This is a genomic window from Streptantibioticus parmotrematis, from assembly GCF_019890615.1.
Classification (GTDB): domain Bacteria; phylum Actinomycetota; class Actinomycetes; order Streptomycetales; family Streptomycetaceae; genus Streptantibioticus_D; species Streptantibioticus_D parmotrematis.
Genome location: NZ_JAINVZ010000019.1, coordinates 95,370 through 118,532, shown reverse-complemented (window position 1 = coordinate 118,532; position 23,163 = coordinate 95,370). Strand labels below are relative to the sequence as shown.

Annotated in this window: 20 protein-coding genes; 10 read left to right on the top strand and 10 right to left on the bottom strand. The window is 74.3% G+C overall.

Going from position 1 to position 23,163, the window contains the following annotated elements; genetic code table 11:
• Positions 1-118 precede the first annotated feature (118 nt).
• Entirely contained in the window at positions 119-1,432 is a 1,314-nt protein-coding gene (locus K7472_RS24135) for an MFS transporter (protein WP_222980671.1), read from the bottom strand.
• Between the two features lie 206 nt (positions 1,433-1,638).
• Here K7472_RS24135 and K7472_RS24130 point away from each other — a divergent pair, with 206 nt between their 5' ends.
• On the top strand, positions 1,639-2,367 hold the full coding sequence (locus K7472_RS24130; RefSeq protein ID WP_222980641.1) for a class F sortase: 729 nt from the start codon (positions 1,639-1,641) through the stop codon (positions 2,365-2,367).
• A gap of 144 nt (positions 2,368-2,511) precedes the next feature.
• Entirely contained in the window at positions 2,512-5,070 is a 2,559-nt protein-coding gene (locus K7472_RS24125; protein WP_222980640.1) for a phosphatidylglycerol lysyltransferase domain-containing protein, read from the top strand.
• Here K7472_RS24125 and K7472_RS24120 read toward each other — a convergent pair.
• Positions 5,036-5,614, bottom strand: coding sequence for a MarR family winged helix-turn-helix transcriptional regulator (locus K7472_RS24120; RefSeq protein WP_222980639.1), 579 nt, complete (start codon positions 5,612-5,614; stop codon positions 5,036-5,038). The two genes, K7472_RS24125 and K7472_RS24120, sit on opposite strands and share 35 nt — an antisense overlap.
• Before the next feature lie 68 nt (positions 5,615-5,682).
• Complete coding sequence (locus K7472_RS24115) at positions 5,683-7,053, bottom strand: MFS transporter (protein WP_222980670.1); 1,371 nt, start codon at positions 7,051-7,053, stop codon at positions 5,683-5,685.
• Positions 7,054-7,517: 464 nt separating this feature from the next.
• Between K7472_RS24115 and K7472_RS24110 the strand changes: the two genes are divergently transcribed.
• The 8 genes from K7472_RS24110 to K7472_RS24075 all read left to right on the top strand — a co-directional run bounded on the left by K7472_RS24110 (position 7,518) and on the right by K7472_RS24075 (position 15,029).
• Positions 7,518-8,972, top strand: coding sequence for an ATP-binding protein (locus tag K7472_RS24110; protein ID WP_252396132.1), 1,455 nt, complete (start codon positions 7,518-7,520; stop codon positions 8,970-8,972).
• Positions 8,969-9,373, top strand: a complete 405-nt coding sequence (locus K7472_RS24105) for a roadblock/LC7 domain-containing protein (RefSeq protein ID WP_109450180.1) — start codon at positions 8,969-8,971, stop codon at positions 9,371-9,373. The genes K7472_RS24110 and K7472_RS24105 overlap by 4 nt, the downstream gene beginning before the upstream one ends.
• Positions 9,370-9,726 (top strand): DUF742 domain-containing protein, encoded by a 357-nt coding sequence (locus K7472_RS24100; RefSeq protein ID WP_222980638.1) that lies wholly within the window; start codon positions 9,370-9,372, stop codon positions 9,724-9,726. The genes K7472_RS24105 and K7472_RS24100 overlap by 4 nt, the downstream gene beginning before the upstream one ends.
• Entirely contained in the window at positions 9,704-10,303 is a 600-nt protein-coding gene (locus K7472_RS24095; protein ID WP_222980637.1) for a GTP-binding protein, read from the top strand. The genes K7472_RS24100 and K7472_RS24095 overlap by 23 nt, the downstream gene beginning before the upstream one ends.
• Complete coding sequence (locus K7472_RS24090) at positions 10,300-11,829, top strand: cytochrome P450 (RefSeq protein WP_308014058.1); 1,530 nt, start codon at positions 10,300-10,302, stop codon at positions 11,827-11,829. The genes K7472_RS24095 and K7472_RS24090 overlap by 4 nt, the downstream gene beginning before the upstream one ends.
• Positions 11,811-12,923 (top strand): cytochrome P450 family protein, encoded by a 1,113-nt coding sequence (locus K7472_RS24085; protein WP_308014063.1) that lies wholly within the window; start codon positions 11,811-11,813, stop codon positions 12,921-12,923. The genes K7472_RS24090 and K7472_RS24085 overlap by 19 nt, the downstream gene beginning before the upstream one ends.
• 72 nt (positions 12,924-12,995) lie before the next feature.
• Entirely contained in the window at positions 12,996-13,214 is a 219-nt protein-coding gene (locus tag K7472_RS24080; protein ID WP_222980635.1) for a DUF2277 domain-containing protein, read from the top strand.
• Between the two features lie 30 nt (positions 13,215-13,244).
• Positions 13,245-15,029, top strand: coding sequence for a serine/threonine-protein kinase (locus K7472_RS24075; RefSeq protein WP_222980634.1), 1,785 nt, complete (start codon positions 13,245-13,247; stop codon positions 15,027-15,029).
• 13 nt (positions 15,030-15,042) lie between these two features.
• On the opposite strand, the gene K7472_RS24070 is transcribed toward K7472_RS24075, so the two are convergent.
• From K7472_RS24070 to K7472_RS24045, 7 genes are all read right to left on the bottom strand, one after another.
• On the bottom strand, positions 15,043-15,717 hold the full coding sequence (locus tag K7472_RS24070) for a DUF5825 family protein (protein ID WP_308014057.1): 675 nt from the start codon (positions 15,715-15,717) through the stop codon (positions 15,043-15,045).
• A gap of 58 nt (positions 15,718-15,775) precedes the next feature.
• Positions 15,776-17,725: a RiPP maturation radical SAM C-methyltransferase gene (locus K7472_RS24065; RefSeq protein ID WP_222980633.1), complete on the bottom strand. Its 1,950-nt coding sequence runs from the start codon at positions 17,723-17,725 to the stop codon at positions 15,776-15,778.
• A 154-nt stretch (positions 17,726-17,879) separates the two neighbouring features.
• Complete coding sequence (locus K7472_RS33270) at positions 17,880-18,002, bottom strand: hypothetical protein (RefSeq protein WP_275124616.1); 123 nt, start codon at positions 18,000-18,002, stop codon at positions 17,880-17,882.
• A gap of 5 nt (positions 18,003-18,007) precedes the next feature.
• The gene (locus K7472_RS24060) at positions 18,008-19,936 is read right to left on the bottom strand and encodes an alpha/beta hydrolase family protein (protein ID WP_222980632.1); all 1,929 of its coding nucleotides are present in this window, start codon (positions 19,934-19,936) and stop codon (positions 18,008-18,010) included.
• Positions 19,933-21,219, bottom strand: coding sequence for an MFS transporter (locus K7472_RS24055; protein WP_222980631.1), 1,287 nt, complete (start codon positions 21,217-21,219; stop codon positions 19,933-19,935). The genes K7472_RS24060 and K7472_RS24055 overlap by 4 nt, the downstream gene beginning before the upstream one ends.
• Before the next feature lie 421 nt (positions 21,220-21,640).
• Positions 21,641-22,108: a pyridoxamine 5'-phosphate oxidase family protein gene (locus tag K7472_RS24050; protein WP_222980630.1), complete on the bottom strand. Its 468-nt coding sequence runs from the start codon at positions 22,106-22,108 to the stop codon at positions 21,641-21,643.
• A 390-nt stretch (positions 22,109-22,498) separates the two neighbouring features.
• A complete protein-coding gene (locus K7472_RS24045; protein ID WP_222980629.1) occupies positions 22,499-23,056 on the bottom strand; it encodes a GNAT family N-acetyltransferase in 558 nt (185 codons plus the stop codon).
• Between the last annotated feature and the right edge of the window lie 107 nt (positions 23,057-23,163).

Genomic DNA, 23,163 nt, shown 5'->3' with positions numbered 1-23,163 from the left:
CGCCCTGGTCCTTCGCGGTCCTACATCCGGTCAGACGCCCTCGCGTCGAACGCGGTTGCGTAGCACCTTGTGCCCACACGCGGCCCGTTCACGCCTGAGCCGCCACGATCGTTCCAGGTCACGCCTGTGGATCGCGCGCGTCGTACCGCGCGAAGCCGCGCCACCGCAGCGCCAGCAACCCCAGCACCAGCAGGCAGGCCAGTCCCCCGCAGACCACCGTGGTGGACGGCGAGGTCAGGTCGGCCGCGGAGCCGGCGAGGAAGTCGCCCAGCCGCGGTCCGCCCGCGACCACCACGATGAACACGCCCTGGAGCCGGCCGCGCATCCGGTCCGGGGTGGCCGCCTGGAGCATCGTGGAGCGGAAGACCATCGAGACGGTGTCGGCGGCGCCCGCGACCGCGAGGAAGAACAGGCCCAGCCACAGCTGCCGGGTCAGCCCGAAGACCGCGATCGCCGCACCCCAGGCGGCGACGGCGCACAGGATCGCCCGGCCGTGCCTGCGCACCCGCCCCAGCCAGCCGGAGAACAGCCCGCCCAGCACCGAGCCGATCGCGGGCGCCGCGACCAGCAGGCCGACGGTCTTGGCGTCGCCGCCGTACCACAGCGCCGCGATCGCCGGGAAGAGCGCGCGCGGCTGGGCCAGCACCATCGCGGCCAGGTCGGCGAAGAACGTCATGCGCAGGTTGGGCCGGGTGGCCAGGAAGCGCAGCCCGTCCACGACCGACGCCCGGCGCGGCGCCGCCCCGCCCTCCGTGCCCTGGTCCGGCCGCATCGCGGGCAGCCGCCACATCGCGTAGAGGGAGGCGCCGAACGCCACCACGTCGACCAGGTACGCGGCCTGATAGCCCCACAGGCCGACGATGACGCCGCCGAGGCTGGGGCCCGCCATCAGGCCGAGGTTGGAGGTCAGCGAGTTGAGCGCGTTCGCCGCCGGGAGCTGCTCGGGCGGCAGCAGCCTGGGGATCATGGAGCTGCGGGCCGGGGAGTTCATGGCGAAGCAGACCGCTTGCAGGGCCACGACCGAGTACAGCAGCCAGACGTGGTGGTAGCGCGCGAGCGCCGCCCCCGCCAGGACCACCGACATCACGCTCGCCCCGGTGGCGCTGACCAGGCCGAGCTTGCGGCGGTCGAGGGTGTCGGCGACGGCGCCGCCGTACAGCCCGAAGATCACCAGCGGCACCAGCGAGCACAGGCCGACCAGGCCGACCGCGAAGGTCGACCTGGTGATCGCGTAGACCTGGAGCGAGACCGCGAGGGCGGTCATCTGCTGGCCCATCCAGGAGATGGTGTTGCCGAACCACAGCCGCCGGTAGTCGACCGAGGTGCGCAGGGGCGTGAGGTCGGCGAACAGACGGCGGCGTACGGGGGCCGGGACGACGGCCGGGCCTGGCTGCGGAGCGGGCTTGCCCGGGCTCGCGTCCCGGCTGCGTATCGGTGGCACACCGAACGGTAACAAGCGCCCGCCGGGTGTGCTCCGTACGGGTCGGTCATCGCTCGCCGTCCGCCGTGTTGTGTGATCCCCTGTCAGATGAGGCGAACATCGGACATAACGCCATCATGTGCGCGCCGCGTTCGCCGTCCGGCGTTCAGCCGTACCGATCGCCGCGCCGCGCAACCGTCGTCGAAAGGCCGCCGACCATGCCGCCCACCCCGCGCCCCTGGCCCTACGGACCCGGCGAACCCCAGGAGCCCGACGAGCCGCCCGGCACCGGCCGCCCCCGCCGCGCCCCCCGGGCCGTGATCGCCTTCTCGGCCGCCGCGCTGCTCGCCGGGGCCTGGCTGCTGCACAACGGCACCCAGACCTCGCAGCCGCCCGCCCCGACCGCCGCCGAGGCGGTGGGCAGCCCCTCCCCCGGCCAGGGCGCCCCGGCGTCCTCCGCCTCACCGAGCCCGACCGTCGCGCCGCTGCCGTACTCGCTGCCGCAGCGGGTGCGCATCCCGGCCATCAAGGTGGACGCGCCGCTGATGAAGCTGGGCGTGGACGCGAGCAACCAGCTCCAGGTGCCGCCGGAGACCGACAAGAACCTGGCCGGCTGGTACGACGGCGGCCCGGCGCCGGGCGAGAAGGGCGCCGCGGTGCTCGCCGGGCACGTGGACAACCTCAAGGGCCCGGCCGTCTTCTACAACCTCGGCTCGCTGCACAAGGGCAACACCGTCGAGATCACCCGCGCCGACAAGCGCGTCGCGGTCTTCACCGTCTACGGCGTCAACGCCTACGAGAAGAAGGACTTCCCCGACGCCAAGGTCTACGCCGACACCCCCACGCCGGAGCTGCGCCTGATCACCTGCGGCGGCGGCTTCTCCAAGACCACCCGCAGCTACCTGGGCAACGTCGTGGTCTACGCGAAGCTGACGGCCGTGAAGTAGTCGCGTACGCCACCACGCGCCGCTGCCTGCGCGTTCGCGTTTCCCGGGTGCGAAGCTGTCGTTGACCAGGGGGTGGCCCGCCGCGGCCGCCCCGAGGACGGCGGACCGACGGCCGCCGCTACGACGACGAGGTGACGCGTACTCATGTGGGAGTGGCTGGCGCACGGCTACCAGACCCGGATCGTGGACACCGGGCGTGAGCCGCTGTTCCTGCTGCTCGTCGGCCTGCTCGGATCGTTCCTGTTCATCCGGTTCAGCGTGCGGATGATCCGCCGCGGGGTGAGCTGGTGGCCGGGGAACGTCCAGCCCGGCGGCCTCCACATCCACCACGTGGTCTTCGGGCTGGCCGGGATGCTGGCCGGCGGCATCGGCTCGTTCGCGCTGCGCGGCGAGGCGCGGGTGGGGCACGACCTGCTGGCGCTGCTGTTCGGCATCGGGTGCGGGCTGGTGCTGGACGAGTTCGCGCTCGTGCTGCACCTGGAGGACGTCTACTGGCGCGAGGAGGGCCGCCAGTCGGTGGACGCGGTGATCCTCGCGGTCACCGTGATCGGGCTGCTGCTGCTCGGGGTGACCCCGCTGGGCGGCTTCACCGGCTCGCTGCTGACCCGGACCGTCGCCATCGGCGTGCTGCTGGCGCTGGTGGTGCTCAGCCTGCTCAAGGGCAAGCTGTGGACCGGCCTGTTCGGGCTGTTCCTGGTGGTGCCCGCGTTCTTCGGCGCGATCCGGCTGGCCCGCCCGGCGAGCCCCTGGGCGCGCTGGCGCTACTACTCGCGGCCGCGCAGGCTGGCCCGGGCCGAGCGCCGCGAGCAGCGGGTGCACGGGCGGCTGGACGCGGCCCGCCGCAAGGTCTACAACGCGGTGGCCGGTGCGCCGCACCTGGAGAGCCCGAGGCCCGCGCCGCCGAAGCGCCCGGCGCCGCCGAGGGTGTCGCTGGCCGACCTGCCGCCGACCCGCGCCGAGCGACTGCTGCGCCCGCTGGCCGAGCCGTGCGCGGTCGCCGTCGTGTGGTACCTGCGGCTGGCCGCCGCGCTGGACGTGCTCACCGGCCTGATCGCGCCGTTCCGCGAACGCATCTACCGGGCCGACAGCGGCGACCTGTTCACCCCGTTCCTGGTGACCGCGGGCTTCACCGCGGCGCTGGTGGCCAGCCTGCTCGCGGTGATGCTGCGGCGGCGCAAGCGGGCCGCTTGGCTGATCACCTTCACGTTGGCGGGGCTCAACGCGCTGGTGTACTGGGGGGCGCTGCTGGTGCTGCCGGACGCCCGGCAGCACGTCGTCAACTGGGTCTCGGCGGGGGTGACCACCGCTGTCGCCGTCGCGCTGGTGATCGCCCGGACGGTCTGCCAGGTGCGCGGGGAGCGCGGCAACATCCCGCTGGGGCTGGGCTGGTTCGTGCTGGGCGGGGTGCTGGCCGCCGGGCTCGGCACCGTGCTGGTGCACGGGACCGACACCGAACCGGCCGCGTCCTGGACGGACTGCCTGCGCTACGCGCTGCTGCGGGTCTTCACCCTCTCCACGCTCTTCGAACTGCCCGACATCACCGTCCCCGGCTGGACCGACCTGCTGATCAACGTGCTCAGCGTCGCGCTGCTGCTCCAGGTGCTGCGCGCGTTCTTCCGCAGCCCGCGCGGCAGGGCCCGGCTGGGACCGGAGGACGAGGACAGGCTGCGCGGGCTGCTCGCCCGGTTCGGCGCGGACGACTCGCTGGGCTACTTCGCGCTCCACCGGGACAAGGCGGTCGCCTGGTCTCCCGGTCAGGAGGCCGCCGTGACCTACCGGGTGATCAACGGGGTCGCGCTGGCCTCCGGCGACCCGGTGGGCGACCCGGCGGCCTGGCCCGCGGCGATCGGCGCCTGGCTGCACACCGCCCGCTCCCACGGCTGGGTGCCCGCGGTGACCGGGGCGAGCGAGCGGGCCGCCGGGCTGTTCGAACGCGCCGGGATGCGGGTGCTGGCGTTCGGCGACGAGGCGGTGACCGCCGTCGCGGACGCCGACCTGACCGCGCCCGAGGCCCGCCCGCTGCGCGAGGCCCGCGACGAACTGCTGGCGGCCGGCTACTCGGTGACGGTGCGGCGGCACCGGGAGGTGGCCCGGGAGGAGATGGACGGCCTGGTCCACCTGGCCGACGCCTGGCGCAACGGCGCGGTGGACCGCGGCTTCACCATGACGCTGGGCAGGATGGGCGACCCGGCCGACGGCGCCTGCGTGATCGTCGAGTGCCGCGACCCCAACGACCGCACCTGCGCCCTGCTGGACCTGGTGCCGTGGGACGGCGGCGCGGGGCTGTCGCTGGACCTGATGCGGCGTGAACGGGAGTCGCCGGACAGCGTCTTCGCGCTGATGCTGACCGAACTGCTGCTGCGGGCGCGGGCGGGCGCCGACCCGGTGGCGGACGTCGAGCGGATCGCGCTGAACTTCACCGTCTTCCACGCCCCCGTCACGTACGGCCAGGGCCTGGGCACCGGTTTCGTCTTCCGGGTCCACCGGCTCATCGTGCGGCTGCTGTCGCCGCGCCGCGGCCTCGAAGGGGTGCACCGGGACAACGCCGGGCTGCGCCCGCACTGGCAGCCGCGCTTCATGCTCTACGAGCGCCCCACCGAGCTGCCGCGCATCGCGGTCGCCAACGCGGGCGTGGAGGGCGTGCTGACGGCCCGCCGGATGCGCCGGTTCAGCCCCGCGCCCCCGGCCGGTCAGCGGGGGTAGGACGGCCGGGCGCGGCCTGCGGGGCGTCCGGCGCGGTGGCCGGGGCGTCCGGGGTCCCGGTGTCGTCGAGGTGCTCCGCGAGGCGGAAGAGGGCGGGCAGCGCGGAGCGGACGATCGCGCGGTCGTCGGTGTCCAGCGCGTCCAGGGCCGCGTCCAGGCGGCGTTCGTGGGCTTGCGCCCAGGCGGTGAGCTGGTCGCGGCCCGCGTCGGTCAGGGTGACGGCGGACGCCCTGCGGTCGGCGGGGTCGACGGCGCGGGCCACCAGGCCGGAGGTGATCATCTGGCCGATGAGCCCGCTGACGGTGCTGGTCGCCAGCCGCTGCCGGGCGGCCAGGTCGCCGATGCGGGCGGGCGAGTGCTCGGCGAGCACCTGGAGCAGCTCGACCTGGGCCATGGGCAGCGTCTCCCACGGGTAGTCGGTGCGGATCGAGGCGCGCAGCGCCCTGCGCAGCCGGGTGACGACCTCGGTCAGCAGCCGGGCGTCGGGCCCGCCGCGGCCGGGGGCCGCGGGGTTCGGGTCGTCGGGGTGGTGCGGGGTCGGCATGGCACGACCTTAGTCGGCGGGCCGCGCGGACCCGGTCGGCGTCCGGAAGGCGGACCGCGCGTGGCCGTTCAGTGTCCGGAACGCGGACCGAGCGCCGCGGCCGCCAGCGCCGCGCCGCCCGCCGCGAGCAGCACGACCAGCGCTCCGGTGGCGGAGGTCAGGTGCAGGGCCAGCGTCACCAGCGCGACGCCCAGCGCGGTGCCCAGGCCCCGGGCCATGTTGACCAGCCCGCCGCCGGTCCCGGAGGAGCCGGCCGGTATCGCGCTCATGATCAGGGTGTTGTTGGCCGGGGTGAACAGCCCGAGGCCGAGGCCCAGCACGGCCAGCGCCGGAGTCAGTGTGCCGAGGCCGGCCGGGCCCGCGGCGGCGAGCCGGCCGAGCGCGGCCACGCACACCCCCGCGCCCAGCAGGCAGCGGGTGCGGTCCGGCAGGCCGCGCGGCAGCACCCGGTCGGCGCCGGTGGCCGCGAGCGCGAACCCGGCGGGCAACGCGGTCAGCACCACTCCGGCGGTCAGTTCGCTGCGGCCCGCCGCGGTCAGCACGACCGGCACCAGCACCAGCGGCCCGAAGAGCACCAGGTAGCCGAAGAGCGCCCCCGCCAGCCCGGCGGAGACCGCCCGCAGCCGCAGCAGCGCGAGGTCGAGCAGGGGTGCGGCGGCCCGGCCCTGCCGTACGGCGAAGCCCCACCCGGCCGCCACCGCGACGGCGAACAGCGCGCCGACCGCCCAGCCCGGCACCCGCAGGCCCGAGGCGGCCGAGACGCCCAGCAGCCCGGCGGTGGTGGCCAGCGCCAGCAGGGCCAGGCCCGGCCAGTCGAAGCCGGGGACGCGGTTGCGGGTGCGGGTCCTGGGCAGCAGGTAGTGCCCGGCGACCAGGGCGACCACGCCGATCGGCACGTTGATGCCGAACACCCAGCGCCAGCCCAGGGTGGACACCAGCGCGCCGCCGACGGTCGGGCCGAGGGCGAGGCCGAGCGCCTGGGCGGCGGCCTGCACGCCGAGCGCGGTGCGCATCCGGTCCCTGGGGGCGCTGGTGGCGACCAGGGCGACGCTGTTGGCCTGCATCATCGCGGCACCGGCGGCCTGCACCACGCGGAAGACGACCAGTGCGGCCAGTGAGGGCGCGAGTCCGCAGGCCGCCGACGCGGCGGTGAAGACCACGAATCCGTACAGGTAGAACAGCTTGCGGCCGTGCGCGTCGGCCAGCCGCCCGACCGGGACCAGCAGCGCGACCAGGGTGATCAGGTAGGCCAGCGAGACCCATTCGACGGCGGCGGGCGAGGTGTGGAAGTCGCTGCCCAGGCTGCGGTAGGTCAGGGTGACGATGCTGGCGTCGAGCTGGCCCATGAAGGCGCCGAAGCAGACCGTGGCCACCGCCAGCCACCAGGCGCCGGGGCGCTCGCGTATGCGCGCGGGCCGGGGCCGTTCCCGGGAGAGCAGGGCGGTCAGCTGCCGTGCCGTGGCACTCGTCACCGGGTCACCCGTCTTCCTCGTCCCGCGGCGGCCCTGGGCGCGGCCGTCCGCTCGCCGAATGCTTCGGCTCCAGAATACATCGGTGCCCGAACTATTCGGTGTCCGATGCGAGAACCTCAGGGGTACGGACGCGGGGCCGGAGGCGTACAGCCGCCGGCCGTCAGGGGACCCGAGGCGCCGCGTGACGATCGTGCCGCGTGACGATCGTCACGGAACGCGACCAGGCACTTCGCTGTGGTGATCAGCCCGCCGATCTGCCGCGATACCGGCCAAATCCCGCACCCGACCGGGCAGTTGGCGATCACCCCCGGTCGCGTTCCGGTCGCCGGGCCCCGTAGGCTCCCGCCCGGACACGTGAACGAGCCACCGACCCGACGACCGACGCGCGTGGTACGCCACCGTCCCCGCACGCGTCCCGTCCCGAGGATCTGATGACACGAGACACACTCCAGGCGTGGCTGTGGTGCCTGGCGGCGGTCGCCCTGGTGGTGGTCGTCCTGCTGGTCCGCGAGCGGCTGGCGGTCGTACGACTGCGCCGCCGGATCACCGAGCTGGAGGGCCTGGCCCGCGACCGCGACGAGGCCCTGCGGGACCTGGCCGAGGTGCGGCTGCCCGCCCTGCTGGACGGCGGCCCCGCCGCCGCCGCGAACGTCCCGGTGCCGCCCTCGCTGGTCGGTTCCGGTTACGCGCTGAGCCTGGCCGCGGTGATCCGGTCGTTCACCACCTCCGTGGAGACCACCCGGGCCCGCGCCGACCGCACCGCGCGCAACGCGCTGAAGGCGTCGATGCGGGCACTGCAGGGCCTGGCCAACGAACAGCAGCTGTCGATCTCGGCGATGCAGGACCGGCACGACGACCCGGCCGTGCTCCAGGACCTGCTGGAGATCGACCACACCAACGCCCAGTTCGGCCGCCGCGCCCAGGCCATCGCCGTGCTGTGCGGATCGTGGCCGGGCCGCCAGCGGGCCGCCTCCACCCTGCTGGACGTGGTGCGCGGCGCCACCTCCCGCATCCGCGACTACCGCCGCGTCGAGGCACACTCGCAGGTCGGCTCCGGCGTGATCAGCCGCGCCGTGGAACCCGTGGTGCTCGCCGTCGCCGAGCTGCTGGACAACGCGGCACGGCACTCGCAGCCCAACACCACCGTGCAGGTCGGCATCCAGCCCGCGCACAACGGCGCCGCGATCGTCATCGACGACGCGGGCGTCGGACTGCTGGACCAGGAGGTGCGCCGGGCCGGGGAACTGCTGTCGGGACACCGGCAGGTGGAGATCGCCGACCTCGGCGACCCCCCGCAGTTCGGCTTCGCGGTCATCGGCGCGCTCGCGGCGCGGTACGGCTTCCGCGTCTCGGTCGACACCCAGTCGCCGTACGGCGGGGTGCGGGCGGTGCTGTTCCTGCCGGGTGAGCTGCTCACCCGGGTCGACGAGGAGCCCGCCCCCGCGCAGAGCGCCACCCCCGTGCGGTCCGCCGCCCGCCCGGCGCCCGCGGCCCCCGCGCCCGCCCCGGCCGCCGACGCCGCGCCGGCCGTGACCCCGCCGACCGCCCTGGCGACCACCGCCAACGGGCTGCCCCGGCGCCGCCGCAGGCAACTGGGCGCGCACGCCGCCCCGGTGGCCGCCGCGCCCGCCGCCCCGGCGCAGGAGTCCGCGGGCCGCTCGCCGGAGCAGGCCGCCGCGATGATCGGCGCGTTCGCCCGCGGCACCCGCTCGGGCCGCGCCGCGGGAGAACCGGCCCCCGCCGCCCGGCCGGAGCCCGCCGCGCCGCCCGCGCCCGCCGCTGAACCGCCCGCCGACGAGGAAACGCTGACCGTCCGCCGGCCCCCCGCCGCCGGGACGCCGTCCGCCGGCTCACGCCCGGACCACGAAGGGAACCCCGCGACATGACCGACGACCGCCTGGACTGGATGCTGGACGACGCGCTGGCCGTGCCCGGCGCCCGGCACGCGATCCTGCTGTCCGCCGACGGCATGCTGCGCGCCCACTCCCAGGGCATCGGCAGGGACGAGGCGGAGCGTCAGGCCGCCGCTCTGTCGGGTCTGCAGTCCATCAGCCGCAGCACGGCGGAGTTCTGCGACCGCCCGGACACCGTGTGGCGGCAGACCCTGATCGAGTTCGCCGACGGCTTCGTCTTCCTGGTCGCCGCGGGCCCCGGCGCCTACCTCGCGGTGTCCGCCGCCGCCGAGGTGGACATGGAAGCGGTGACGTTCCGCATGCACAAGCTGGTGGACCGCCTCGGCAAGGCGCTGACCAGCCCGCCGCGGCAGGGCGCGGGCACCGCCGGATGACCGCGCCGCGGCCCGGCAGGCGGGGGCTGGTGCGGCCGTACGTGATCACGGAAGGCCGCGCCCATCCGACCCGCGACACCTTCGACCTGGTGACGCTGGTGATCGCCACCGGCGCCGAACCGGGCGCCCTGAGCCCGGAGAAGGACCGCGTGCTGCGGCTGTGCCGGGGCGGCGCGCTGTCGGTCGCCGAGGTGGCCGGGCACCTGGGCATCCCGGTGAGCGTCACCAAGGTGCTGCTGGGGGATCTCGCCGACGACGGCCTGATCCTCACCCGTTCTCCTGTCCCGTCCGCCCGACCCACCGAACCCCGGATCCTCCAGGAGGTCCTTGATGGGCTCCGCGCTCGCCTGTGACGACGTCTACCTGCCCGCGACGGTCAGCACGGCCGTCAAGCTCCTGGTGGTGGGTCACTTCGCGGTGGGCAAGACCACGTTCGTCGGCACCCTCTCCGAGATCAGGCCGCTGCGCACCGAGGAGACGATGACGCAGGCGGGCGCGCTCACCGACGACCTGCGGGGGGTGCCGGACAAGACCACGACGACCGTCGCCCTGGACTTCGGCCGCCTCACCCTCAACGACCACCTGGTGCTCTACCTGTTCGGCGCCCCCGGCCAGCAGCGCTTCACCCGGCTGTGGGAGGACATGACCCGCGGCGCGCTCGGCGCGCTGGTCCTCGCCGACACCCGGCGCCTGGAGCACTCCTTCGACGTGATGGGCCTGCTGGAGGAGTACGGACTGCCGTACGCGGTGGCCGTCAACCGCTTCGACGACGCGCCGGAGTTCGCCGAGGAGGAGCTGCGCGAGGCGCTCGACCTGCTGCCCGAGACCCCGTTGGTGACCTGCGACGCCCGCGACCCGCGCTCGTCGACCGAAGCCCTCATCTCGCTCGTCCAGTACCTGTCCGCCCGCGAAGGCCAGGAGCCCGCGTGACCCACCCCGCATCCCCGGACGACCCGCGCCCCGGCACGCCCCCGCCCGGTTGCCCTGCGCACTCCCCCGCGAGCGCGACGCCCTTGTACGGGCCGGAGTTCGCCGCCGATCCCGGCGCGGTCTACGCGCGACTGCGCGCGTACGGGCCCGCCGCGCCGGTGCGTCTGGCGCCGGACGTCGACGCGATGCTCGTCACCTCCTACGCGGCGGCGCTGCAAGTGCTGCGCGGCACCGAGACGTTCGGCAAGGACGCCCGGCGCTGGCGCGCGCTGGCCGAGGGCACCGTGGCGCCCGACAACCCGGTCGTGCCGATGATGGCGTACCGGCCCAACGCGCTGTTCTCCGAGGGCGACGCGCACCGCAGGCTGCGCGGGGCGATCGACGACTGCCTGCGCGCGGTGGACCCCGACGCGCTGCGCGGCTACGTCGAGCACAGCGCCGACGCGCTGATCGACGCCTTCGGCCCGGTCGGCGAGGCGGACCTGCTGGACGACTACGCCAAGCACCTGCCGTTGCGGGTCCTGGGCCAGATGTTCGGCTGCCCCGCCGACCTCGGCGACCGGCTCTACACCGGTATGCGCGGGATCTTCGACGGCGTCGACGCGGAGAAGTGCGACGCGCTGATCACCGAGGCGCTGAGCGAGCTGATCGCGCTCAAGCGGCGGCGGCCGGGCGGCGACATGGTCTCGCGGCTGCTGGCGCACGAGGCGCGGCTGACCGACGAGGAGATGATCCACCAGCTGGTCGTGCTGATGGGCGCGAGCACCGAGCCGCAGCAGAACCTGATCGCCAACGGCCTGCGGCTGCTGCTGTCCGACGGCCGCTTCGCGGGCGACCTGGGCGTCGGCAGCCTGCCGGTCGAGGACGCGCTCGACGAGGTGCTGTGGACCGACCCGCCGATGGCCAACTACGGCGTCCACTACGCGTTCCACGACGTCGAGCTGGACGGTGTGCCGCTGCGCGAGGGTGTCCCGGTGGTGGTGAGCTTCGCGGCCGCCACCACCGACCCGGCGCTCGCCACCGACCGGCGCTCCGGCAACCGGGCCCACCTGGCGTGGAGCGCGGGACCGCACGGCTGCCCGGCGCAGCGCGAGGCGCGCATCATCGCCTCGGTGGCGCTGGAGCGGCTGCTGGACCGGCTGCCCGACCTCGAACTCGCCGTCCCGGCCGATGAGTTGACCTGGCGGCCGGGGCCCTTCCACCGGGCGCTGGCCGCGTTGCCGGTGCGCTTCCCGCCGGTGACCGGGCTGCGGGTGCCGCTGCCCGCGGAGGTCCCGGTGCCGGAGGCCGCCCCCCGTACCACCACCCCGCGTACCGCGCTGCCGAAGGAACCGCCCACCGCATCTCCCGCATCCCCCGAGACCCCCGGAGACGTCCCATGGACCAGCAGTCAGGCACGACCGAGCTCGCCCCTTACGTCATCGACCCCGCAGGCACCGACATCCCCGGCGAGGCCCGGCGGATCGCCGGGCGCGGGCCGGCGACGCGGGTGGAACTTCCTGGCCAGGTGGTGGCGTGGTCGGTAGGCGACGCCGAACTGCTCAAGCGGCTGCTGACCGATCCCCGGGTCTCCAAGGACCCCAAGCAGCACTGGCCGGCGTTCACAGCCGGTGAGATCCCGCAGGACTGGCAGCTGTTCACGTGGGTGGCGGTGACCAACATGTTCACCGCGTACGGCGACGACCACCGCAGACTGCGCAAGCTGGTGGCGCCCGCCTTCACCGCCCGTCGCACCGCCGCGCTGCGCCCGAGGATCGAGCGGATCGCCCAGGACCTGCTGGACGGACTCGCGCGGACCCCCGAGGGCACGGCCGTCGACCTGCGTGAGGGGTACGCGTACCCGATCCCGATCCAGGTCATCTGCGAGCTGTTCGGCGTGCCCGAAAGGCTGCGCGAGCCGCTGCGCACCGCCGTGGACGGCGTCTTCGCCACCTCCAGCACCCCGGAGGAGGCGCTCGCGACGTACCACGCGATCCACGCCCTGCTGACCGAACTGGTCGCCGTCAAGCGGCGCGAGCCCGCCGACGACATGACCAGCCTGCTGATCGCCACCCGCGAGGAGGACGGCGGCACGAAGCTGTCGGAGCAGGAACTGGTCGACACCCTGCTGCTGGTCATCAGCGCGGGCCACGAGACCACGGTCAACCTCATCGACAACGCCGTGCACGCCGTGCTGACCCACCCCGACCAGCGGGAACTGGTCCGCTCCGGCGCGGTGGGCTGGGACGACGTGATCGAGGAGTCGCTGCGCCACCGCGCCCCGGTCGCCCATCTGCCGTTGCGCTACGCGGTCGAGGACATCGAGCTGGACGGCGTGACCATCGGCAAGGGCGAGCCGATCCTCGCCGGCTACCAGGCCGCCGGGCACGACACCGCCCGGCACGGCGCCGACGCCGCCGACTTCGACGTGACCCGCGTCGACAAGGAGCACCTGGCCTTCGGTCACGGCGTGCACTTCTGCCTGGGCGCGCCGCTGGCCCGGCTGGAGGCGTCGATCGCGCTGCCCGCCCTCTTCGAGCGCTTCCCGCACGCCCGGCTGGCGGTCCCGGAGAGCGAGCTGCGCCCGGTCAGCTCGTTCATCTCCAACGGCCACCGCGAACTGCCGGTGCTGCTGGGCTGACGGCCGCCGGATCACGGGAGCCCGGCGCGGCCGTCCGCCGCGCCGGGCTCCGGCACGCGGCACACTGGAGGCATGTGCCGCAGCATCAAGACACTCAGGCCGCCGGTGACCGAGGCCGTGGGGGAGGCCGACATCCGGGCGGCGGCGCTCCAGTACGTGCGCAAGGTGTCCGGTTTCCGGGCGCCCGCCGCGCACAACCGGGAGGTGTTCGACCGGGCCGTCGAGGAGATCGCCGAGGCGACCGCGCGGCTGCTGGACGACCTGGTGGTACGGGGCGCGACACGCCCGTAGCGGGACCCCCTACGCTGTACCCCGCCGGTCATGGGGACCGAGGATTCCAGGGATTTCGAGGAACGGAGCGCGCGGGTGACCGAGGGGGACGGGTTCGGCGGCGAGCCGGCCGGCAGGGTGCTGGGCGGGCGCTACCGGGTGACGCGGACGCTGGGCCGCGGCGGCATGGGAGTCGTCGGCCGGGCGGTGGACGAGGTGCTGGGCCGCGAGGTGGCGGTCAAGATCCTGCGCGCGTACACCGACGCCTCCCCGCACGAACTGGCCGACCTGTGCGAGCGGATGCGGCGCGAGGCGCAGGCCGCCGCGCGCATCCGGCACGCGGGTGTCGTCACCGTGCACGACGTGATCGAGGACCAGGGCCTCCCGGTCATCGTGATGGAACTGGTCGACGGTCCCTCGCTCGACGACGTGCTGGCCGAACGCGGCACGCTGGACCCGCGGGAGGCGGCCGGGATCGGCGCCCGGTTGATGGACGCGCTCGCCGCGGCGCACCGCGCCGGTGTGCTGCACCGCGACGTCAAGCCGGGCAACGTGCTGCTGGAGCGCGGCGGCCGGGTCGTGCTCACCGACTTCGGCATCGCCAGCGTGGAGGCGGGCGGCGAGGAGGCGGTCTCCAAGCTGACCCGCAGCGGTGAACTCGTGGGCTCGCTCGACTACTTGCCCCCGGAGCGCGCCCAGGGCCACGAGCCGGGCCCCGCCTCCGACATCTGGTCGCTGGGCATGACGCTGTACGCGGCCGTGGAGGGCGCCTCGCCGTTCCGCCGTCCCTCGGTGCTCTCCACGCTCACCGCCATCGTGAGCGATCCGCTGCCGGAGCCCCGGCGGGCCGGGGCGCTGACACCGGTGCTGCGGGCGCTGATGGCGAAGGAGCCGCAGGACCGGCCGGACGCCGAGCGGGCACGTGAGCTGCTGGAGGCGGTGGCCGCAGGCGACACGATGGACCTGTCGCAGTACTCTTCCCCCGCCCCCGCCCCGGCGGGCGCCTTCGGGCCGCCTCCCGCGCGGACGCCACCGGCACCGCCCGCGCCGGGCGGGTACGCGGCACCCGCCGGGCTCCCCGCGCAGCCGTCCGGGCGGGCCGGGTACACCCCCGGCGGCCTGGAGACCACCGTCCCGCGTCCCGCCGCCGCCCGAGGTGGTGCGGACGCCGGGCGGAAGTCGTCGCCCGGCGCGGACCGGCGGGCCCGCAGGACCGTCGTCGCCGCCGCGGCGGCGGCCGTGGTGATCGCGGGCGGCGGCGTGGCGTACGCGCTCGTGGGCACGCACGGCTCGGCGGGCGACGGCACGGGTGGCTCGGGCCCGGCGGCGCTGCCCGCCATCAGCCTGCCCGTCGCCGACGGTTCGCCCAGCATGGGCAAGCCGGTCCACGGCATGACCTCGGCCGGCCCCTCGGCCTCGTCCGCGCCGTCCGGCGCCGGGGCCTCCGGTGCCGCCTCGCAGACGCCGGGCGGGCCCGGTGCCTCCGGCGGCCCCGCGCCCTCGTCCACCGCGGGCGGCGGCGCGCCCCCGGTGACCTCCGCGCCGTCCCCGAGCACCGCGTCCACGGGCTGCGGCGGCTGGACCCACCAGGACCCGAACCCCGGCACGTACGGCTACACCTCCGGCGGCAACTACAACCTGTTCTCCGGACCGTACGGGGACTGCTCGCACGTCACGCAGATCAAGACCGCCAAGACCAAGCTCTGGTACCACTGCTACGTCGACAACGCCTACGGCAACAAGTGGTACTACGTGCGGATCGCCGGGTCGGACACCGCGGGCTGGATCGTGTCGAACCACCTCACGGGACAGTCGGGCCCCGACACCCGCTGCTGAGCGGGCGCCCGGGTCACAGGGTGATGGCGCCCTTGGCCCAGCGCCGCACCCGGTAGGGCAGGAACCACGCCTGCCCGCCGACCGAGCCGACGAGGCGCTCCTGCTCCAGGTCGGCCAGGACGGCGGGCGGCACGGCCGAGCGCGGGGCGCCGCAGGACAGCAGGGCGATCGCCTCCTGGTACTCGGGCTCGTCGACGGTGAAGCGGTGCAGCGCGCCCCAGCGCCGGTCGCGGATCTGGACGAAGCCGGGGCCGCGCCGCCACAGGCACTTGCCCAGGTAGTAGCCGTGCCGCCACCGGCCGGGGACCTCGGTGTCGTCCGGGGTGCCGGTCGTGGCGCGCGGCGGCTGGAGGTGGGACAGGGTGCGCCAGTCGGTGCCCGGGGCGAGCCTCAGCCGCCAGTCCACGACGACGCCGAGCGCGGTCAGGTCGCGCACCAGGCACAGCGCCCACACGGTGGCGACCGGATCACGGGGGCCGGCCAGGTCCACCGTCCCGGGCAGCTCCACCCGGCGCGCGCCCGCGTCCCACAACCGCCGTGCGGCCTCGGCGGGTTCGCCGTCCACCTCGACGGTGCCCAGGCACATCCCGTCCAGCGTGCGGACGGCCGGGTCGTAGTCCCGCCAGGCGAGGACGCGCGCGCAGGAGGCGTCGGCATGGGCGGCGGTGGCGTGGGCGGCGGTGGTCACGGCGGAAGTCTCCTGTCGTCGGCGGCAGTTGGGGATGCGCGGGGGCGGGGCGAAGGGGTCAGACCGTCACCGGGGCGCGTTCCGCCGTCGCTTGCGGCTCGTCCCCGGTCGCGGCCACCGGCGCGCCGTCCGCGTCCAGGGCCCGCAGGAATCCCAGCCTGAGCAGGTCGTCGTTGACCGAGCGCGGGGCGAGGTGGATGTAGGAGCCCGCGTCGGTGAAGAGCAGGCCCAGGTCCAGCCAGCGGTCGAGGATTCCCAGCACCGCGGAGGCGTCGGGTGCCTCGCCGTCCACCCGGGCGGCGAGTTTGCGGGTGAGGGCGGCGAGGGTGTGCGGCTGGTCCAGCAGCCGGAACGCGGCGAGCTCGACCGGGTCGGTGATCTCGTGCGCGCGCCAGGCGAACGCGCGGCGCCTGCTGGCCAGCACGATGCGGTCGCCGAGGTCGACGTGGGTGAGCCTGCTGCCGGGGTGCCCCTCCTGCCAGACGCGCAGGGCCGCGTTGAGCCGGGCGGTGGTCGCCTCGCCGATGCCGCGCGGCGGGACGTCGAAGACGTAGGCCAGGTCAAGCAGTTCGGACTCCGGCAGGTCGTAGGTGACGCGGTACGGCAGGGCCGGGCGCAGCTCGGAGAAGCCGAGTTCGGGGCGGGTGAAGTAGGGGCTGAAGCGTTCGATGGCGATCCGCGCGGACTGGTCGACCGGGGGGTCGAGGTGTTCCAGCGCGGGGAGTTGGGCGATCACCGGGTCGTAGTCGGTGTCCTGTTCGCCGGGGAAGCCGTGCAGGTAGTTCCAGAAGACCGAGAGACCGGCGGCCTGGCCGTCGCGCAGCATGCGGATGTTCTGGCATCCGCTGACGCCCTTGTCCATCAGGTCGAGCACGCGGTCGCCCAGGCTCTCGATGCCCGGCTGGACGAAGACCAGGCCCGCGTCGGCGAGGGTGCGCAGCTGGGCGCTCTTGAGGTTGGCCTTGATCTCGACGTGCATGCGCAGGTCGTAGCCGCTGTCGATGATCCGGGGCAGCACGCTGGTGAGGTAGCCCATGTCGAGGATGTTGTCGACCAGGTACATGTCGAGGACCCGGTGTTCGCGGACCAGGTCGATGATCTCGTCGTGGAAGGTGTCCGGGCTCTTGCTGCGGAACTCCATGAACGAGCCGTTGAGCCCGCAGAAGGTGCAGTGGTGCTTCTCGCCCCACCAGCAGCCGCGGGCGCCCTCGACCACCAGCTTGGGTTCGACCCAGGAGCGCGCGGTGGACGCGGCGAGGCGCTCGAAGTAGCCGGAGTAGTCGGGCGGCAGGATCGCGGCGGGCGGCAGCGGCGCGGTGGCCATCGGGTTCGCCACCGACCGCTCGCCGTCGCGGCGGCACACCCCGGGGATGGCGTCGGTGCCGGTCCCGTCGCGCAACGCGGTCACCAGCGCGGGGAAGGACGCCTCGCCCTCGCCGCGCACCACGTAGTCCACGAACGGGAAGTTGCGGTGCGCGGCGGCGCCCTGTTCGCCGTCGCAGTTGGCGCCGCCCATCACCGTGACGATGTGCGGGGCGAGCCGTTTGAGGTGGCGGGCGGCGGCGAGGGCGGCGGTGTTCTGCTGGAACGTGGAGCTGAACCCGACGACGTCCGGCTGCCGTTGGATGATCTGGTCGACGACGCGGGCCACGAAGCGCGGCGCCTCGGCGTGCAGGCGCAGGGAGGTCTCCAGCCGCTCCTCGCCGATCTTCGCGCCCATGGCCGCGCTGAACTCGGCCACCCGCCACTCGGGGTCGTCGTAGAGGGCGGAGGAGAAGACCCAGTCGCCGCAGCCGAGGAAGTACGAGGACAGCGCGTAGTAGTCGTAGTCCGCGTACCCGAAGCCGGGGTCGGCGGCGGTGAGCCAGTCGACGTACTCCAGGTTGGCGTGCAGCACCTCCGCCTCGGCGCCGGGCACCCGCTCGTTGACGGCCCGTTTCAGGATGCCGAGCGCGAGCGACGGCAGGTCGACGGGCGACCACGGCATGTTGACCAGGAGTACGCGCACGGCTTGCCTCTGCTTCCTTCGCTGTCCTGTGCCTGTCCTGTTGCTTGTCCTGTGCTCGTGCTGTGCTCGTGCTGTGTGGGGCGGTCGGGGTCACCGGTGCCGCCGGACGCGCGCGGGAGCACGCGCGTCCGGCGGGACCATTGGTGACGATGCGTCAGATCTGCTCTTCGGTGGTCTCCGCCTCGCGGAACGGGATGCGGACGCCCACGATCACGCCGACGCTTCTCGACTCGTCGGCCTCGACGAGCGGGTCGTTGTCGATGATGTCCTTCTGCATGACGGTCAACTCCTTGTGGTCGCGGTTCGGTTGGGGTCGTTCCTTCCGGGCCCGGGACCGTTCAGGTGCCGGGACAGGAAGACCAGGGAGTGGCGCAGGACCTTCAGGTGGTCCCGGCCGTCCAGGCCGTCGTGGCCGGTGCCCAGCCACATCGACTCGTACGGGACGCCGTGGCCGCGCAGCGCGGCGAGGTACGACTCGACCTGCGCGGGCGGGCACTTGGCGTCCCGGCGCGCGGCGACCACCAGCAGCGGTGCGCGGACCCGCGCGGCGTAGGTCACCGGGGACGAACGCGCCCAGCGCTCCGGGGCCTGGAGCGGGGTGCCGCCGAACAGCCGCTCGTCGAGGGCGCGCAGCCGGGGGGTGCCGTCGCGGTGCGCCATCGGGTAGTCGGCCACCGGTTTGACGGCCACCCCCGCCTGCCACAGCTCCGGCCGGGTGCCGAGCGCCAGCAGCACGAGGTAGCCGCCCCAGGACGTGCCCCACAGGCCGGTGGCGCCGGGGTCGGCGAGGCCGTCGCGCACCAGGTGGTCGCGGGCCGCGGCGAGGTCGGCGACCTGGGTGAGGCCGACCCCTTCGCGCCAGGCGTCCCGCCACCGCGGCCCGTAGCCGGTGGAACCGCGGTAGTTGACGCGGGCGACGGCGAGCCCCGAGGCGACCAGCGAGTGCACGGCCGGGTCGTAGGCGTCGCGGTCGTGCTCGCCCGGGCCGCCGTGCACCAGGAAGACGGTGGGGTACGGCGCCCGCGCGCCTTCGGGAACGGTGAGCAGGGTGTGGGCGTCACCGTCGGGACCCGGCGTCCACACCTCCAGGGCGCGCCCGGGCACCCGGGGCGGGTCGGCCATCGGCTGCGGCAGCGGCGTGCCGCGCGACGACACCGCGACGGGCGGCGTGAGGGCGTCGGTCCACAGGTAGTGCACGTCGCCGTCCTCGCGCGGCACCGCGTCGAGCACCGCGCCCGGCGGTACGCGCAGCGGCTCCAGGACAGCCCGGTCGAGGTCGGCGCGGTACAGCTCGCTGCGTCCGCCGCGGTTGCGGCGTACGAGCGCCTGGCGGCGGCCCGGGTACCAGCGAGCGGTCATCTCGGTGTCGAACGCGCACCACGCGTGCCGGCGCAGTCCCCGCTCCGGGGTCCAGGTGGCCAGCCGGTAGCCGTCACCGGAGCGGACGACGAGGAGCAGTTCGGGGGCGGGGGCGGGGCCTGGAGTGCCTGGCGGGGCGCCGGCACCTGACGTGGTGCCTGGCGCGGTGCGGAAGCCCAGCGGCCACAGCGCCTCGTCGCACCCCGGCAGCGCGGCGACGACGTGCCCGTCGGGCCGCAGCAGCACGGCCGCGTGCGCGCTCCCGGACCCGCCGGTGACCGCCAGCAGGGCGCCGTTCGGGGCGATGTCGACGAGCGTGGCGGGATATCCGGTGCGGACCACGTGCTCCACGCGTCCGCCGGGCGGGCCGAGGTGGACGGCGAGGCCGGGCCCTTCTGCGGGAGCCCGGCCTTCGGCAGGACCCCCTTCTTCAGCAAGCCCCGGCCCCTCGGCCAGGCCGATCGCGGCGGTGCCGGAGTCGCTGATCGCGAGACCGCGCGGGTGTCCGGCGGGCAGGCCCGCCAGCGCCGGGGTGTCGGGGCCGCCGCCGAAGTCCTGGAGCATCCAGCGGCCCCGGCCGTCGCTGTCCTCGTCGAACCACCACACCGTGCCGTCGGCGCCGACCGCGCAGCGCAAGGTGCCGTGCGGACGGCTCGTCACCTGGCGTGCGGCGGCGGCGCGGCTGTCCCAGGTGAAGACCTCGCAACGGCCGTCCGCGTCGCCGGTGAAGACCATCCGGTGCGGTGCGCGGCGGGCGGCCTGCGGGAGGGCGGGGCGGAAGACCTGGAAGTCGCGGGCGGGGGCGGGGCGGGTCGCTTCCGTCGTGCGGACAGCGGGGCGGGCGGCGGTCATCCTCGCTCCAGGGCGCTCGGGTCGTCGGGGGCCGCCTCGACCGGGGTGGCCGGGGCGTCGAGGCGGGCGGCCGGGCCCGTCGCCGCGTACAGCGCCAGCAGGGCGAGACCGGCGGCGCAGGCGAGGTCGACGGTGGCCGGGCCCACGGTGTCCGTCAGCGCCCCGGCCAGCGCGGGCGCCGCCATGGCCACCGCCGCCGTCGCGGTCCCGGCCACCGTCGCGACCCGCGCCTGGAGGTGCTGCGGGACGACGCGTACCGCCCGGGCGTGCAACACCACGGCGACGGACGGGACCAGCAGCGCGACGAGGCCGAGCAGCGCGCCGCAGACCCAGGCGGGACCGGCGAGCGCGAGCCCGGCCGCGGCCGGCACGGTCAGCCAGGACAGCGCGACCACCAGCACGCCCCCGCGCACCCGGCGCACCGCCACCGGTGCGAGCAGCGAGCCGAGCAGCCCGGCCCCGGCCGCCGCGCCCAGCACGAGCCCGACCGACGCGCTGCCGTGCGCGGCGTGGACAACGAAGACGGTGGTGTAACTCAGCAGCGCCAGCAGGGCGTTGACGCCGCACGACCAGACCAGCAGGAAGCGCAGGAACGGGCTGGTGCGCACGAAGCCGACGCCCGCGACCGTCCGGCGCCCGAACCGCTGCCCCGGAACGGTCGCGGCGTCCGAGGCGGCGGGCGGCGCCAGATCGGTGCGGATCGCCCGTACGAGGAACGCGGCGGCCAGGTACGAGACCGTGTCGGCGAGGAACGGCAGGGCCCTGGCCTGCCGCAGCAGCAGCCCGGCCAGCGCCGGACCGGCGATCGCGCCGCCCTGCTCACCCCCCTGGAGGCGGGCCACCGCCCGCGGGTACCACTCGGGCGGTACGAGCCGCGCCACGCTGCCCGCGGCGGCCGCCTCGAAGCAGGACGCGGCGACCCGTTCCACCAGCAGGGCGCCGACCAGGCACGGCAGGCAGATCCGGTGGCCGAGCACGGTGAGGGTCGCCCACCCCATCGCGGTCGCGGCGGCCAGCGAGGACCACCGCATCATCGGCCCCCGCCACCGCCCGTCCGCCAGCGCCGCCGCGACCGGTCCGGCCGCCACGCCACCGGCCCCCGCGAGCGTGGCCATCAGCCCGGCCCGCGCCGCGGAGCCGCCCGCGTCCAGCAGGAGCAGCGGTAACGCGATCTGGGACATCTGCGTGCCGAGCCGGTCGACGGCGTCGGCACTCCAGTAGAGCCGGAAGTCCCGTGTTCCCGGAGCGCCGACCGTGACCGTTTCCGCCGCTCGCGCTGTCATAGGCGCGGGAATGTGCGACGTGCCGCGAAACCGCCATGACGCATGACGCGAACCCCCGGGACGGCCGATCAAGGTAATGCGTCACCAGAGGCACGCATTACCGAATGAACACGGAATATCCACGAAATCCCCGGAAGGCTAGCAGCGGCCCGAGGCATAGGACAAGGCCCGTCGGTACGTTTCCCGAACGACGCGAGAACAGCGCAGGTGGGCCCCGTATGCGCAGGTAGGAGCCGCCGGAATCGTCGGATCCACACCCCACGGGACGTACGCCCGCCCGGAATGCGTCATTTCCCGAACGGCCGGAAACCACGCCGCGAAGATCAGAAACCACCCGGCGAAGACCGTCCCACGAAGGTCACCGACAAGGCAGCCCGAAAAAGATCCAGGAATCCGGAACAGGGAATTCAGCCGACCGAATTCACTCGTCGCCGCCCCCGCCGCCCCCGCCGCGTACCCAGCGGCCGGAGACACGGTGGGGCTTGATGCGGAAGAACAGCCGGCGTTCACCGGGAGCCCACGGGCGCACGCCCGCCCCGGACAGCGCGTCGCGTTCCTGCTCGTCCACGACGTGGTAGGCGGGCCCGTGGACCAGCACGCTCCAGCCCTGCTCGGTGTCGGCGTCGAAGTCGTCCACCTGGAAGGCCACCTCGTACGCGGCGTCGGGGATGCCGCTGCGCAGGTCCTCGTCCATCGTGCTGCCCTCTTCGGTGCGGAACACGATGTCGCCTTCGTAGAGGCGGAAGTTGACCGGCAGGACGGTGAGGTCGTAGCGCCCGCTGTAGGCGACCCGCCCGATGCCGCCGGGCGCGATCAGCCGCAGGCACTCCTCCTCGCCCAGGGTCCGCGCGACGGGTCCGGATGCGCCGGGGGTCTGCTGCTCGCTCATGGACCGTCCCGTTCCACGTAGGCGGTCTCCCCGCAGGGAGTCGAATCAGGCCGCTGTTCCGCGCCCTCGCTTCCCATGATGCCGGGGGCGTTCCGGGCTCGCAGGTCGAAACACGTACATACCGACACGACTGGGACACCGGGCGACCGCAGCCACCGTGACCGCCCTCCGCCTCCCCATACGCCATCCGGGATCACGTCGCAACCAGTGGTGTCCTGGCGGTCTTCGGCTTCCTGGGTCTCTCGATCACCCGCGCAGCCGCCCTCCTCCGACAGCTCCCCGACTTGCTCTCGGCCTGGCGCGAAGCCCGTGCCGCTCTGCGACATCCCACGCGGGATGATGAAAACGACAACATTTCCTGGCCGTCCCAGCACTCCGGTCCGGTTCCGATCACGACACCGGACCGGGTTGTTCCGGCTCCGGAAACGAAGCGGGCCGCAAGCGCTCCATCCACAAGGAGCTCACGTACCGGCCGTTCTTCACCGCATACTCGTGGAAAGTCCCGATCCCGGCGAAGCCGAACTTGCGGTGCAATGCCACCGACGCGTCGTTCGGCAGGGCGATTCCGGCGAGGGCGACGTGAACCGGTTCGTCGGCCAGCAGGCCGAAGAGCGCGCGGTAAAGGGCGGTCCCGATCCCCTGTCCCCTACTGCCCTCGCGGAGCCCGATGCTCACCTCTACCGTTTCCCGGAAGGCTTCCTGATCGCGATAGCGCTGGCTGCACGCATAACCGAGGACCTGGTCACCACGGCGGGCGACGAGCATCCGATACGGACCTGTCTTCGCGAACTGCGCAAACCAGTCACGCTGCTGCTCCACACTGGACGGCTGGGTGGCGAACCGGGCATGTGAGGTCGCGGCCGTGAAGTTCTGAATTTCGACTACGCCGGCGAGATCGCCCGCAGCCGCGAGGGTGAGTTCGACAGTCGCTTCGTGGGTTTCGCGCACCGGAAAGACTCCTCAGACCAAGGGGAAATCACTTGCACGGGCACGCTATGGGTGCCGCACACCCCGCAGAACCCCTTGATCCGAGGCAGCTGGCCATAGGGTGTGCC